We start from the raw sequence: 14,127 nt of genomic DNA, 5'->3' as shown, positions 1-14,127 counted from the left end.
TCCAGCGCCCGTGTCAGCACATCTTATTACTTATTGCCCAAACTCCAGCAGCAGGTCTTTCGCATCCACGCTCTCGCCGTGGCGGACGTGGACTGCCTCGACCGTGCCATCGCGATCGGCGCGCAACATGGTTTCCATCTTCATTGCCTCGATCGACACCAGCGGATCACCCTTGCTGACCACCTGGCCTGCGTGGACCGCGACGGTGACGATGGTGCCCGGCATCGGCGCACCGAGATGGCAGCCATTGCCTTCCTCGGCCTGGGGCCTCGTTCTCGCCTTCGTCATCCCCGATTTCGCTACCCGGATCATGCGTGGCTGGCCGTTCAACTCGAAGAATACCCGTACCATGCCGTCTTCGTCAGGACCCGCCACGCCTTGCTGCGAGATCACCAGGCTCTTGCCGCGTTCGATGTCCACGCTGATTTCCTCGCCGGTCGCGAGGCCGTAGAAGAACGCGTGGGTCGGCAGCAGTGAGACGTCACCGAAGCGGCTGCGATGTGCGGCGTAGGTGGCAAAGACCTTCGGGTACATCAGGTACGAGGCGAGATCGGTGTCTCCGACCCGGTGGCCGGTGGCCGTCTCGGCCTGCGCGCGTGCGACCTCGAAATCGACCGCAGGCAGGTAATCACCGGCTCGGCCTGCGAGGGGTTGCGCACCGTTCAGCACCTTCTTCTGCAGATCCGGCGGGAAGCCGTCCGGCGGGAAGCCGAGTTCGCCCTTCATCAGCGAGATCACCGACTCCGGGAAGTCGATTGCACGCGCCGGATTCTCCACATCCTCCGGCGTGAGTCCGTTGGCGACCATCAGCAGGGCAAGGTCGCCGACCACTTTCGACGTCGGCGTAACCTTGACGATATCGCCGAACAACCGGTTCACATCGGCATAGGCCTGCGCCACCTCGCTCCAGCGGTGGTCGATTCCCATCGCACGTGCCTGTTCCCTGAGGTTCGTGTACTGCCCTCCGGGCATTTCGTGACGGTAGACGTCGGCGGTGCCCGAGCGCAGGTCGGATTCGAACGGTGCGTACTGGCGTCGCACGCCTTCCCAGTAATGCGACACCCTCTGCATGGCATCGAAATCGATGCCGGGGTCGCGCTCGCTGCCCGCCAGAGCGGCGGCGATGGCGCTGAGGTTCGGTTGCGAGGTCAGTCCGCTCATCGCGTCGAGGGCTCCGTCGACGGCATCGCAGCCGGCCTCGATCGCCGCCAGCACCGAGGCGGCTGCAATGCCGCTGGTGTCGTGGGTGTGAAAATGGATCGGCAGGCCGACCTCCTGCTTCAGTGCGCGTACCAGTTCGCGCGCTGCGCGGGGCCTGCACACGCCGGCCATGTCCTTGATCGCGAGTATGTGTGCGCCCGCCTTCTCGAGTTTGCGCGCCAGGTCGAGGTAATAGCGCAGATCGTATTTGGGGCGGTTCTTGTCGAAAATGTCAGCGGTGTAGCAGATCGCCGCTTCGCACAGCGCTCCGGATTCGATCACCGCATCCATCGCGATGCGCATGCTGTCGATCTGGTTCAGCGAATCGAACACGCGGAACAGATCGATGCCTTCGCGGGCCGCGTTCTGGATGAAGTGGCGCACCACGTTGTCGGCGTAGTTGGTGTAGCCGACCGCATTGGAGCCGCGCAGCAGCATCTGGAACAGCACGTTCGGGATCGCGGCACGCAGCCGTTGCAGACGCTCCCAGGGATCTTCCTTCAGAAACCGCAGCGCGACGTCGAAGGTTGCCCCGCCCCAGCATTCGAGGGAAAGCAATCCGGGCAGCATGCGTGCGTAGTACGGAGCGATCTCGAGCATGTCGTGGCTGCGCAGCCGGGTCGCGAACAGCGACTGGTGCGCGTCGCGCATCGTCGTGTCGGTGAGCAGCACGGGTGTCTGCTCGCGCATCCACGCGGCGAATTTCTCCGGCCCGAGCTGTTGCAGTCGCGTGCGGCTCCCGGCAGGCGGGTCCAGCGCCAGGTCGCAGCTCGCGGACGGTGGCCGTATCGGTCGCGGCAGCGGCAACGCTGGCAGCGTGCGTCCCTCGAGTTCCGGATTTCCGTTCACGATCACGTCGCCGAGGAACCTCAGCACGCGCGAGGCACGATCACGCCGTTTGCGGAAACGGAACAGTTCCGGGGTTTCGTCGATGAAGCGCGTCGTGCACTCGCCCGAGCGGAACGCCGGGTGTGCGACGACGTTCTCCAGAAACAGCAGGTTCGACGACAGTCCCCGCACGCGGAACTCGCGCAGCGCCCGGTCCATGCGCCGGGCCGCTTCGTCCGCGCTGTGTCCCCACGCGGTGACCTTGACCAGCAGCGAGTCGTACCACGGCGTGATCACCGCGCCGGCGTAGGCAGTGCCGCCGTCGAGCCGGATGCCGAAGCCGGCCGGGCTGCGGTATGCGCTGATGCGTCCGTAGTCCGGCGTGAAGCTGTTCTCGGGATCCTCTGTGGTGACGCGACACTGCAGCGCGTTGCCGCTGAGCTGGATGTCCTGCTGCGCCGGAACGTAGGAGTCTTCCTCGCCGATCCGTGCGCCTTCGGAGATGCGGATCTGCGCCTTCACGATGTCCACGCCGGTGACCATCTCGGTGACGGTGTGTTCGACCTGGATGCGCGGGTTCACTTCGATGAAGTAGAAGCGGTCGGTGTCCGCGTCCATCAGGAACTCGACCGTTCCGGCATGGCTGTAGCCGGCGGCGCGTGCGATCTGCAGCGCGGCCTCACACAGCGCAGCGCGGCTCTCGTCCGTAAGGTAGGGCGCGGGCGCACGTTCGACCACCTTCTGGTTGCGCCGCTGTACCGAGCAGTCACGCTCGAACAGGTGCACCAGTTGGCCGTGCAGGTCGCCGATGACCTGTACCTCCACGTGGCGTGCACGACGCACGAGCTTCTCCAGATACAGTTCGTCGTTGCCGAACGCGCTCGCGGCCTCGCGCCGCGCGACTTCCATTGCCGGTGCGAGGTCGCTCGCGGTTTCCACCACGCGCATGCCGCGCCCGCCACCGCCCCAGCTCGCCTTCAGCATCAGCGGATATCCCACGGCGGCAGCCAGTTTCTGTGCTGCGTCGGGGTCGTGCGGCAGCGCGCCGGTCGCCGGTACCACCGGAACGCCGGCCTGTTCGGCGAGTGCACGTGCCGATACCTTGTTGCCGAGCAGGCGCATCACCGTCGGAGTCGGGCCGATGAACGTGATGCCCGCCTGCACGCAGGCCTCGGCAAAGTCCGGATTCTCCGACAGAAAGCCGTAGCCGGGGTGGATTGCATCGACGTGCGCTTCCTTCGCGATACGGATGATGTCTCCGATGTCGAGATAGGCAGCGATCGGGGTCTTCTCGGCGCCGACGAGGTAGGACTCGTCTGCCTTGAAGCGATGCAGCGCGAAGCGGTCTTCGCGTGAGTAGATGGCGACCGTGCGGATGCCCATTTCGCTGGCGGCGCGCAGCACGCGAATGGCGATCTCGGAACGGTTGGCTACCAGGATGCTACGGATCGGTTTCATGGGAGTGTCACCCGGCGCATGGCGCTACGACTTGCTGAGGCGATTTTCTGATGATTGGAAACGACGCTCGCGAACACTCTGACACGAAGTTAACGTTTTGTTAATTACCCGGGGTGCGGCAGGAATTGACTCATGACGCACAGCCGCCGTGCGAGGTGCGTCATGAGCCGACCCGGTCGACCGGAACGGTCAGGGAAACCGATCAGACGATGATCGTGCCGCCGTCGACATGGATCACCTGCCCGGTGATCCAGCGCCCGTCTGCGGATACCAGCGCGCCCACCGCGTCGGCGACATCCTCGGGTTGCCCGAGCCGGCCCATGGCCGCGATCTCGGCACCGTAGCGACGCAGCGCCTCGGCGTCACCGCCGAGCAGCATCGGTGTATCGGTCATGCCCGGCGAGACGACGTTCACGGTGATGCCGCGCGGGGCGAGTTCGCGCGCCAGCACCTTCGTGAAACCTTCGATCGCCATCTTGCTGCCGACATAGAGCGCCATGCCCGCCGTGTTGTCGACGGTGGAGCCGGTGGAGATGTTCACGATCCGTCCACCGTCCTCGATCGTGCGGGCGGCTTCGCGGCACATCATGAAGGTGCCGCGCGCATTCACGCCGAACGTGAAGTCGTAATGGCTCATCGGGATGTCGCGAAACGCCGTCATGTGGCCTATTCCCGCGTTGTTGATCACCACGTCGATGCGGCCGTGGCGTTCGCGCGCTGCCGCGAAGAAGGCGATCACATCGGCTTCCTCGCTGATGTCGACGCGCTGGGCCCACGCGCTGCCACCCATGTCGCTGACGGCGCGTACGGTGGCTTCGGCGCCGTCGGCCGAGCGCGCGTAGCCGGCAACCACCGTGAAGCCGTCGTGTGCCAGGCGCAACGCGATCGCACGCCCGATGCCGGTGCCGGCACCGCTTACCAGAGCGACCCGTGGCGTGGTGGCAGGAGTTCCTGATTGCGAGTCGTTCATGTGTGTTACCCCAGCGTCTTTGCAGCACGCAGCGCTGCGATTCGTGCCTCGTCGTAGCCCAGCACCTCGCGCAGCACCTGCTCGTTGTGCTGGCCGGCGGTCGGCGCGCATGCCGGCTTCGGCAGGGTTTCGCCGAGGAAGTTGACCGGGAATCCCAGCATGTCAGCACCGTGCTGCTGGTGCGGCAGGGCCTCGAAACGCGCCTGGAACTGCGGATCGTCGACGATGTTTTCCGGTGTGTTGACCGGTGCGATCGGCGTATTGACGCGAATGCCGAACTCGATCCACTCCGCGCTGGTCTTCGTCCTGAAGATGTCGCGCAGCACCGCCTGCAGTTCGCGATTGCCACGGGCGTGATCGGCATACTTCGACCCGGGCCATTTCTCGAACAGATCCGTGCGCCCGACGCCTTCGCAGAAGTTCTTCCAGAACGCCTGCTCCGAAGCCATGAACAGCACGTGACCGTCCTTCGATTCGTACATCTGGTAGCGCACGCCTTCCTTCATGCCGCGGGTGGCTACCGGACGGCGCTTCCAGCCGTCGGCCTTGTTGCCGGTGACCACGTCCTCGGGGCGGCGATACGCCATGTAGCTCTCGATGCGGTACCAGTCGAAGGCGGCGGCGGCGTCGCTCTGTGCCAGTTCCATGAAGCAGCCTTCGCCGGTTTCGCGTGCCCGCAGCACACTCGCCAGAACCGCCAGCCCGCCGAACAGCGGGGCCGCATTGATGCCGATGCTGACGTGCTCCGGGATGTAGCAGAAACCCTGTTCGTCGTAGGCAGGGGTCACGGCGCCCGACCAGGTGTCGTAGGCGATGCCGTGCGAAGGCATGTCCTTGTACGGGCCGCTCATGCCGTAGCCGGAAACGGTGATGAACACGATCTGCGGGTTCACCTTCTTCAGCTCTTCGTAGCCGAGACCGAAGCGTGCCAGTGCGCCGGGCTTGGATGCCTCGATCACCACGTCGGCGTCCTTCACCAGGTCGCGGTAGACCTGCCGCGCCTCTTCCTGGCGGAGATCCAGCGTGACGCTCTTCTTGCCGCGATTGAGGTGCAGGTGCATCAGCGACACGCCCTCGACGATCGGCCAGGTCATTTCGCGGATGTAGTCGCCGGCGGGTGTTTCGACCTTGATCACGTCCGCGCCGAGATCGACGAAGGCGGTAGTGATTGCCGCCGGTCCGAGAATCGAGCTTTCGATGACGCGCAGGCCGGCAAGAGGTGCTGCTTTGTTCATGGTGTTTCCTTGGTCAGGGTGGTGGTATCCGGGTCGGGCCAGGCTGCGATGGCCATCGGGTTCATTTCATTTCATTTCGGGTCGAGGTGACAAGGTCCTTGCCTAAACTCACGTCGGCTCGTGGTCCATGAAGGAAGGCTGCTGATATCATGCGGCCGTTACTTTACATGGATCGCGAGCGCACAGGTGGGTGCGAACGGATCCCGGAATCGGAGTTTCCATGACCCAAGCACTGTTTCAGTCGGAGCTGCACAGCCTGCCGTTGCTGGCCCGCGGCAAGGTACGGGATATCTACGCAGCAGGCCCCGAGCACCTGCTGATCGTGACCACCGATCGGCTGTCTGCCTTCGACGTGGTGCTGCCTACCCCGATCCCGGGCAAGGGCAAGGTGCTGACCGCACTGTCGAATTTCTGGTTTGCCCGGCTGGGTGGTGTGGTCGCGAACCATCTGTGCGATCTGACGCCGGACGATGTGCTCAGCGATCCGGCCGAACGTCGTCAGGTTGCCGGGCGTGCGGTGGTCGTGAGGCGCTACCGTACGCTGCCGATCGAGGCGATCGTGCGCGGCTATCTGGTCGGATCGGGCTGGAAGGAGTACCGGGCGGGTGGCACCGTCTGCGGAATCGCACTGCCGGTCGGGCTGCGCGAAGCGGATCGTTTGCCGCGCACCCTGTTCACGCCGTCGACCAAGGCGGAGGCCGGTGCCCATGACGAAAACATCAGCTTCGAACAGGCCGCAGAACTGCTTGGCCGGCAACTTGCAGAACAGGTGCAGCGTGTCAGTATCGCGCTGTACGAGGAGGCCGCCGCGTACGCGCGCGAAAAGGGCATCATCATTGCCGACACCAAGTTCGAGTTCGGCACTGACGAAGCGGGTCGTCTGGTGCTGATCGACGAGGCGCTCACGCCGGATTCCTCGCGCTTCTGGCCGGCCGATACCTGGCAGCCGGGCAGCAATCCGCCGAGCTTCGACAAGCAGTACGTGCGCGACTGGCTGGAAGCCAGTGGCTGGAACAAGACGCCGCCGGCGCCGCAACTGCCGGCCGATGTTGCCGAGCGGACGGCTGCGAAGTATCGCGAGGCGCTGCAGCGACTTACCGGCAGTGACATCGGCGACGACTGAGTCTGACGTGGCGCATATGCGCAATCCTGAGCAAGCAACGGAGAAAACCGCATGAACGGTGCGAGGCCACTGGTAGGCATCCTGACCGGCAGTCCGAACGATCTGCCGACGGTCGTGAAGGTGCGCGACACGCTCACCGAACTCGGGATCGCCAGCGAGATCGTGGTCGCCTCGGCGCACCGCACGCCAGACAAGGTGCTGGCGTACATCCGTCACGCGCACGAGAACGGAGTGAAGGTGCTGATCGGCGCCGCCGGCGTTGCAGCGCATCTGGCCGGGGTCATTGCCGGGCATACCCGCTTGCCGGTGATCGGGCTGCCGCTCGGCAATGGTCCGCTGCAGGGGCTCGACAGTCTGCTGTCCACGGTGCAGATGCCGCCGGGTGTGCCGGTGGCCACGGTCGCGATCGATGGTGCGAAGAACGCTGCGATGCTGGCGGCACGCATTCTTGCGCTGCTCGACCCGGCGATCGATCGCGCGCTGGAGCAGGCGGCCGCGAAGGAGCGCGAGCGCTACGAACAGAGCGCCGACGACGCGCTCGCACGGATCGGTGGCTGAACATGGCAGACATTGCGGCACTGTTTGCGCAGAACCGCGCCTGGGCGGAGCGGATGCGGGAAACCGATCCCGACTATTTCAATCGCCTGGCATCGGTGCAATCGCCCGGGTACCTGTGGATCGGTTGCGCGGACAGCCGGGTGCCGGCCAACCAGATCACCGGTCTGCTGCCTGGCGAGGTGTTCGTGCACCGCAACGTCGGGAACTCGGTGATTCACACCGACCTGAACTGCCTGTCGGTGATCCAGTTCGCGGTCGACGTGCTGAAGGTGGAGCACATCATCGTCGTCGGTCACTACGGCTGCGGCGGCGTATACGCTGCGCTGACCGGAAGGCGCCTGGGTCTTACCGACAACTGGCTGCGCCATATCGTCGATGTGCGTGATCGTCACGCGGCGCTGCTCGAGGGTCTGGGCGACGAACGCGCGCGCTGGGACCGGCTGTGCGAGCTGAACGTGATCCAGCAGGCCCGCCACGTCTGCGAGACCACGGTCGTGCACGACGCCTGGAATCGTGGCCAGCCGCTGTGCGTTCACGGCTGGATCTACGGCCTGCAGGACGGATTGTTGCGTGATCTCGGCTTCTCGGTCGGGTCCGAGCAGGAGATCCCGTCTGCCTGTGCGCAAGCACTGGAGCGGACGTCTCGCGATGCAGGGTGAGGCTGCTGGAAGTCTCCGAGGCCTGTCTGCCGATACCCGTCTGATCGCACTGGTCGGCTTTGCGCACGGCGTTTCGCACTTCTTTCATCTGCTGCTGCCGCCGCTGTTTCCGTGGTTGATGCCGGAGTTCGATCTGGGTTTCGCGCAGGCCGGTGTGCTGATGGCGGTGTTTTCCGTGTGCTCCGGCATCGGGCAGGTGCTGGCCGGCTTCCTCGTCGATCGCGTCGGTCCGCACCGTGTGCTGCTGGGCGGTATCGGGTGTTTCGTGCTCGCCTCCGTGGTGCTCGCGCTCGCCGACCGGCACCTGATGCTGTTCGCTGCAGCGGCGCTGGCCGGGAGCGGCAACAGCGTGTTCCATCCCGCGGACTTCAGCATCCTCAACCAGCGTGTGTCGGTGGCACGGCTCGGGCAGGCGTTTTCCGTGCATGGGCTTGCAGGCAATCTGGGTTGGGCAGCAGCGCCGCTCATGCTGGCCTCGCTGGCGACGCTTGCGGGCTGGCGTTGGGCGGCGCTCGGCGCCGGTGCGCTGGCTGCTCTCGCGTGGCTGGTGCTGTGGCGCGCGCGTGAGCTTTCCACGCACGCTGCTGTCTCCGATGCCACCGCGGTACGTGAAGGCACTGCGCCGCTGGGGTTTCTGCGCGTCGGCGTGATCTGGCTTTGCTTCCTGTTCTTTGTGCTGGTGACGGCGGCTTTCGCTGCGCTGCAGCATTTCGGCACGCCCCTGTTGCATGCGATGTACGAACTGAGCGTTCCTGCTGCAGCGGCGGCGCTGACCGCGTTCCTGATCGGTGGCGGCGCGGGCATCATCGCGGGTGGCATGCTGGTTGCCCGCGGCGTGGCGCAGGAACTCCTGATCGGCGTTGCGCTGGCGGTTGCCGCCGCGGTTGCGCTGGTGCTGGCATCGGGTGTGGTGCCGGCGTGGGGTGTGGTGCCGCTCCTGGTCGCGATGGGCATTGCGTGCGGTGTGCCAGGACCCGCGCGTGATCTGCTGGTGCGCCGCACCACGCTCGAACGCTGCGGCCAGCGGTCCTACGGGCGGGTCTACGGATTCGTCTATGCGGGCGTCGACGTGGGGGTGGCGCTGTCACCGCTGGCGTTCGGCCTGTTGATGGGGGCCTCGCGCTTCGCCGCGGTGTTCGGTGGTGTGGCGCTGCTGCAGGTGTTTGCGATCGCGGTCACGGTCGGAGTCGCGCGCAGCGCGCCGGGTGCAGCCCGGGTTTCAGCCTGACAATGTGGGTCGGGTTTCAACCCGACGATGTGGGTCGGGTTTCAACCCGACAGGTGCCGGCGTCAATCGTCGGCATGAATGCCGACCTACGAACATCCGTCGGCATGAATGCCGACCTACGTTCGACGTGGGTCGGGTTTCAACCCGACGGACGTGGGTCGGGCTTCAGCCCGACGGGAGCCGGCGTCGATCGTCGGCATGAATGCCGACCCACGCACATCCGTCGGCATGAATGCCGACCTACGGGTGGCGTGCCTGCACCATGCGACGCAGCCCGTCGCGCCATTGAACGCTGCAGGGGCCGGTCAGGCTGCGGCGCCGTGTCGGGTCGAGCAGGATCTGCTGGATACCGTCGGGTGATTCGATCATCCTGGCTTCACGTCCTGCGAGTTCGCCGAGGTACTGCACCATCTCGCGCATGTCGACGGTCTCGTCGCCACCCCAGTTCGTGATCGTTGCCGGTACCGCTGCGGCGGCGAGCAGGCCGGGCAGGTGCGCCAGGATGTCGTCGTCGTGGATCGGCGACATCAGCGGAGGACGACCCGCGAATACCGGTACCGGCTGCCCTGCCAGGATCATCTCGAGCAGGATCGCCGGCAGTCCGCCGTTGTCGCCGTAGGCGGCGTTCATGCGCGCAATCGTCGTCGGCAGTCCGTAGGCACTGGCGGCGAACCGTGCCACCGCTTCCTGTGCGATCTTCGAGACGCAGTAGGTGGGCGAGTACGGCTGGTGGCTGCCGCCAAGCGGGTCACCTTCGACGATGGGATGCAACGGGTCGGCCGATGGCAGGTAGACGCCGCAGGTCGACATCACGAGACACGCCTGCGCATCGCGGAAGCGGCGCATCAGGTGCCCGGTACCTTCGGCATTGATGCGTATCGTCGCGTCGTAGTCGTGTCCCGGTGGAATCACCGCCGCCAGGTGCAGCACGTAGTCGAAGCGCTGTGGCAGTTCATTCCAGTCCGGCGCCGCCAGATCGACGGCGATGGCACGAATGCCGGCGCCTTCCACGCGTGAGCGGCTTGCGGGTTCGCTGAAGCGCGCCAGTCCCCATACCTCGTTGTTGCGGGCGAGCGCACTCGCCAGCGGGAAGGCGATCTGGCCGGCGACGCCGGTGACGAGGATGCGCTGGTCGACGAGTGCGTTCATGTACGGTCCTCCGGTTGCAGGGGATTATGCAGAAAACATTCGGCGGCTGTCTCGCCTAGACTGGACGGGTCGCTCTTGTCACGACGCGTTCGCGGCAGTTCACCTGGCCGCGCCGGCAAACGGAGGTTGCATGATCGTGCTCGCACTCTCGTTCCTCGTGTTCCTGGCTGGTGTCTTTGCTGGACGGCGGCTGCCCGGCTACGTGATCGGCTGCGCACTGCTGTTCACGAGCTGGTACGGGTCGGGCATCACCAGCCTGACGGCGTTCCTGCTGGCGCTGCTCGCCGCACTCGTGCCGCTGGCCGTGCTGGCGCTGCCGGCGCTGCGGCGCCGCCTGATCAGCGCGCGCGCGATGCGGTTCATGGCGTCCATCCTGCCGCGGCTCGGCGAGACCGAACGCATTGCGCTCGAAGCCGGCACCGTGTGGTGGGATGGCGAACTCTTCGGCGGCATGCCGCGCTGGAAACGACTGCTCGGATACCGTCTGCCGGGCCTGAGCGAGCGTGAACAGGCCTTTCTGGACGGGCCGGTCGCGACGCTGTGCGGCATGCTCGACGACTGGGAGATCACGCAGCGCCGTGAGCTGCCGCCCGCAGTCTGGGACTATCTGAAGGAACAGCGCTTCTTCGGCATGATCATCCCCGAAGCCTACGGCGGGCTGGGGTTCTCGGCGCTCGCGAATTCGCGTGTGGTCACGCGGCTCTCGTCACGCTCGATCACCGCTGCGGTCACGGTGATGGTGCCGAACTCGCTGGGACCCGGCGAACTGCTGCTGCATTACGGTACCGAGGAGCAGAAGTCGCATTATCTGCCACGGCTCGCGCAGGGTCAGGAGATTCCCTGCTTCGCGCTGACCGGGCCGGAGGCAGGCTCCGACGCCGCGGCAACCCAGTCGGTCGGTATCGTGACGCGCGGCATGTACCAGGGGCGCGAGGTGCTGGGCATGCGGCTGAACTGGAAGAAGCGTTACATCACGCTGGCACCGGTCGCGACGCTGATCGGGCTGGCGTTCCGTCTGCGAGACCCCGACGGACTGCTGGGCGGGGCCGAGGATCTGGGCATCACCTGTGCGTTGATCCCGCGTGACACGCCCGGCGTGCACATCGGGCGCAGGCACGATCCGATGGGGATTCCGTTTCACAACGGGCCGATCGTCGGCGAAGACGTGTTCGTGCCGCTGGATACGATCATCGGCGGAGTGCCGCGCGCCGGTCAGGGCTGGCGCATGCTGATGGAGTCACTGGCAGCCGGGCGCTCGATCTCGCTGCCGGCGCTCGCCATCGCCGCGGCACAGCTCAGCACGCACGTGATCGGTGCGTATGCGACGGTGCGTGAACAGTTCGATACGCCGATCGGTCGTTTCGAAGGCATCGAGGAGCCGTTGGCACGCATCGGTGGACTGACCTACCTGATGGACTCTGCACGCCACCTGACCTGCGGGGCGCTCGATCTGGGCGAGAAGCCGTCGGTGATTTCCTCGATCGTGAAGGCATACCTTACCGAGGGCATGCGTCAGGTGGTCGCGGATGCGATGGACATCCGTGCCGGTTCGGCGATCCAGCGCGGGCCGCACAACAACTTCGCGGCGATCTGGCAGGCGATACCGATCGGCATCACCGTCGAAGGAGCGAACATCCTGACGCGCTCGATGATCATCTACGGGCAGGGAGCGATCCGCTGTCATCCGTGGGTGCAGCAGGAAATGCACGCCATCGCTGCGCACGACGTGTGGGCGTTCGACCGCGCGCTGTTCGGGCACCTCGGCCACGTGGCGACGCTCGCGGTGCGCTGCCTGCTCCTTGGCCTGACGCGCAGCCTGCTGGTGCCCGTGCCGGGTGACGCCGGTACGCGGCGTCTGTACCAGTACCTGTCGCGCTTCGCAGCCGCCTTTGCGCTGGTGTCCGACGTGGCGATGGCCACGCTCGGTGGTTCGCTGAAGCGGCGCGAGAAGATCAGCGGTCGGCTGGCCGATGCACTGGCCTGGCTGTATCTGGCGAGTGCGACGCTGAAGCGTCACCACGACGACGGAGCGCCGGCAGCGCATCTGGATCTGGTGCGCTGGAGCGTGCGCCATGCGCTGTGGCAGATCCAGGAAGCACTCGCCGGGGTGCTGGAAAACCTGCCGAACCGAGTGGTGGCCGTCGCGGTGAAATGCCTGGTGTTTCCGTTCGGCCTGCAGATGCGCCCGCCGCGTGACGCTCTGGGCGCTCGCGTTGCGCGTGCGCTGCTCGAGGACCGGCAGGTGCGCCGCGATCTCAGCACCGACGTCTACGTGCCGCCGCCAGACGAGCCGGGCCTTGGCGCCCTCGAAGCCGCGCTCGATCTGACGGTCGCTGCGTTGCCGATCGAAACACGTCTGCGTGATCTGGTGCGCGCGGGGCGTATCGATCGCGCACCCTCGCACGAACTCGACGATGCCGCGCTCGCGGTCGGGCTGATCACGCGTGCCGAATACGATCAGTTGAACGAGGCACGCGATGCGCGCATGAGCGTCATCGCGGTGGATGATTTCGACGCGCAGGAATACCTGGGGTTGCGCTAGCCTGCCCATCGCTGTGTGCGCGATACGTTTCCGGCGGCATTCCCGTCCACCCGCGAAATGCCCGCCGGAAGGCGCGCGCATCGCTGAACCCCAGGCGCAGCGCGACGTCGCCGATCTTCAGCCGCGAGTCCGCGCTCAGCAGTTCGATCGCAAGCTGGCGCCGGCAGCGTTCCTTGATGTCGCCGAGCGTCACGCCTTCCTCGGCGAGCCGGCGACGGAACGTCGCGCTGCTGATGTTGAACACGTGCGCGAACTGCACCGTGGTCGGGATCGGTTCGCCGTGCGCGAGCCGGGTCAGGATCAGTTGTTCGACCGCCTCCGAAAAGCAGTGCTGCACGTCGGCCCCTTGCATCACGTCGAACGGGAATACCGCGAGCAGTTCGACCAGTCGCTGGTAGCTGCGCACCACGGGTTTGCCGAGGTAGTGCAACGGGAAGCCGAAGTGGTTGTCGACCTGCGCATACACGATCGGATGGTGGAACAGGCGCAGCAACAGGGCGTCGTTGCCGCGATCTGCGTAGACGACGCCGAAACCGGGAATCGAAATCGTCTCACCGATCAACCAACTGAACAGACGGTGATAGAACGACAGCCCGGACAGGTCGGCGAGCAGTCCGCCGACGCTGTCGGGTCGTCGCACGGTCTGCATGCGGAAAATCGCGTTCTCGTGGTCCTGGTCCAGGATCAGCCTGCCCGCGCGTCCGTCGAGCATGGTGCAGAAGCGCGCGGCGCGCAGGATCACCTCTTCGAGGCTTTCGCAGCCGATCACGCAGTAGCACAGCATGTCCACCTCGTCCTTGCTCATCGGAGGCAGATTGCTTTCGCGGTTGGCGCGGTTGGCGAGCAGGGTGATGCACTCGCGGTAAAGCTGCACGAACTGCGTGTCGGGCAGCGTGACGACACGTCCTTCGCATAGATCGTCGAGACGGAACGGAAACCGCAGCCGTGCGAGGATGCGGTCCGGATCCTCGCCGATCGCCGCTGCGTCGTGCAGCAGCGCGAGGGCGAAATCGGCCGGAACGGTGTGCGGTGGTCTGCGTGTCGGTGCGGTGCTCATCGTGAACTGCATGGTGCCGCCGCTGTGCCCCTCCCGGCAAGTCGTGAGCGCCTTTGTCCCCCTGTTGCTGTATTTCAGACCTCGGGGTGCTTGCTGCCATGCTGCATAATGGGCGCAGCA

General features: G+C 65.8%; 10 protein-coding genes. 5 read left to right on the top strand and 5 right to left on the bottom strand.

Annotation, left to right across the window (positions count from 1 at the left end; all coding sequences use genetic code 11):
- Positions 1–30 precede the first annotated feature (30 nt).
- The 3 genes from H7A12_04810 to H7A12_04800 form a co-directional block, all read right to left on the bottom strand.
- Positions 31–3,486 carry a pyruvate carboxylase gene (locus tag H7A12_04810; GenBank protein ID MCP5320133.1) on the bottom strand — a complete coding sequence of 1,152 codons (3,456 nt, stop codon included), beginning with the start codon at positions 3,484–3,486 and terminating at the stop codon, positions 31–33.
- Between the two features lie 202 nt (positions 3,487–3,688).
- On the bottom strand, positions 3,689–4,456 hold the full coding sequence (locus H7A12_04805; GenBank protein ID MCP5320132.1) for an SDR family oxidoreductase: 768 nt from the start codon (positions 4,454–4,456) through the stop codon (positions 3,689–3,691).
- Positions 4,457–4,461: 5 nt separating this feature from the next.
- Complete coding sequence (locus tag H7A12_04800; GenBank protein ID MCP5320131.1) at positions 4,462–5,691, bottom strand: CoA transferase; 1,230 nt, start codon at positions 5,689–5,691, stop codon at positions 4,462–4,464.
- Positions 5,692–5,911: 220 nt separating this feature from the next.
- Between H7A12_04800 and H7A12_04795 the strand changes: the two genes are divergently transcribed.
- The 4 genes from H7A12_04795 to H7A12_04780 are packed head-to-tail and all read left to right on the top strand — an operon-like array spanning position 5,912 to position 9,259.
- Positions 5,912–6,814 carry a phosphoribosylaminoimidazolesuccinocarboxamide synthase gene (locus tag H7A12_04795; GenBank protein MCP5320130.1) on the top strand — a complete coding sequence of 301 codons (903 nt, stop codon included), beginning with the start codon at positions 5,912–5,914 and terminating at the stop codon, positions 6,812–6,814.
- 51 nt (positions 6,815–6,865) lie between these two features.
- A complete protein-coding gene (gene purE, locus H7A12_04790) occupies positions 6,866–7,372 on the top strand; it encodes a 5-(carboxyamino)imidazole ribonucleotide mutase (GenBank protein ID MCP5320129.1) in 507 nt (168 codons plus the stop codon).
- A gap of 2 nt (positions 7,373–7,374) precedes the next feature.
- Positions 7,375–8,031 carry a carbonate dehydratase gene (can, locus tag H7A12_04785; GenBank protein MCP5320128.1) on the top strand — a complete coding sequence of 219 codons (657 nt, stop codon included), beginning with the start codon at positions 7,375–7,377 and terminating at the stop codon, positions 8,029–8,031.
- The gene (locus H7A12_04780; GenBank protein ID MCP5320127.1) at positions 8,021–9,259 is read left to right on the top strand and encodes an MFS transporter; all 1,239 of its coding nucleotides are present in this window, start codon (positions 8,021–8,023) and stop codon (positions 9,257–9,259) included. Before can ends, H7A12_04780 begins: the two co-directional genes overlap by 11 nt.
- A 240-nt stretch (positions 9,260–9,499) precedes the next feature.
- On the opposite strand, the gene H7A12_04775 is transcribed toward H7A12_04780, so the two are convergent.
- Complete coding sequence (locus H7A12_04775) at positions 9,500–10,408, bottom strand: NAD(P)-dependent oxidoreductase (protein ID MCP5320126.1); 909 nt, start codon at positions 10,406–10,408, stop codon at positions 9,500–9,502.
- Positions 10,409–10,538: 130 nt separating this feature from the next.
- Here H7A12_04775 and H7A12_04770 point away from each other — a divergent pair, with 130 nt between their 5' ends.
- Complete coding sequence (locus H7A12_04770) at positions 10,539–12,950, top strand: acyl-CoA dehydrogenase (GenBank protein MCP5320125.1); 2,412 nt, start codon at positions 10,539–10,541, stop codon at positions 12,948–12,950.
- Here H7A12_04770 and H7A12_04765 read toward each other — a convergent pair.
- The gene (locus tag H7A12_04765; GenBank protein MCP5320124.1) at positions 12,901–14,007 is read right to left on the bottom strand and encodes a helix-turn-helix domain-containing protein; all 1,107 of its coding nucleotides are present in this window, start codon (positions 14,005–14,007) and stop codon (positions 12,901–12,903) included. The genes H7A12_04770 and H7A12_04765 overlap by 50 nt on opposite strands.
- Positions 14,008–14,127: the final 120 nt, after the last annotated feature.

The organism is Pseudomonadales bacterium (assembly GCA_024234165.1).
GTDB lineage: Bacteria > Pseudomonadota > Gammaproteobacteria > Pseudomonadales > UBA5518 > UBA5518.
Note: the sequence above shows the minus strand (reverse complement) of the source record. Positions and strands in the feature narration are given on the sequence as shown.

Coding starts and splice junctions, on each gene's coding strand:
- H7A12_04810 (MCP5320133.1), bottom strand. CDS start 3,486: ATGAAACCGATCCGTAGCATCCTGGTAGCCAACCGTTCCGAGATCGCC.
- H7A12_04805 (MCP5320132.1), bottom strand. CDS start 4,456: ATGAACGACTCGCAATCAGGAACTCCTGCCACCACGCCACGGGTCGCT.
- H7A12_04800 (MCP5320131.1), bottom strand. CDS start 5,691: ATGAACAAAGCAGCACCTCTTGCCGGCCTGCGCGTCATCGAAAGCTCG.
- H7A12_04795 (MCP5320130.1), top strand. CDS start 5,912: ATGACCCAAGCACTGTTTCAGTCGGAGCTGCACAGCCTGCCGTTGCTG.
- purE (MCP5320129.1), top strand. CDS start 6,866: ATGAACGGTGCGAGGCCACTGGTAGGCATCCTGACCGGCAGTCCGAAC.
- can (MCP5320128.1), top strand. CDS start 7,375: ATGGCAGACATTGCGGCACTGTTTGCGCAGAACCGCGCCTGGGCGGAG.
- H7A12_04780 (MCP5320127.1), top strand. CDS start 8,021: ATGCAGGGTGAGGCTGCTGGAAGTCTCCGAGGCCTGTCTGCCGATACC.
- H7A12_04775 (MCP5320126.1), bottom strand. CDS start 10,408: ATGAACGCACTCGTCGACCAGCGCATCCTCGTCACCGGCGTCGCCGGC.
- H7A12_04770 (MCP5320125.1), top strand. CDS start 10,539: ATGATCGTGCTCGCACTCTCGTTCCTCGTGTTCCTGGCTGGTGTCTTT.
- H7A12_04765 (MCP5320124.1), bottom strand. CDS start 14,007: ATGAGCACCGCACCGACACGCAGACCACCGCACACCGTTCCGGCCGAT.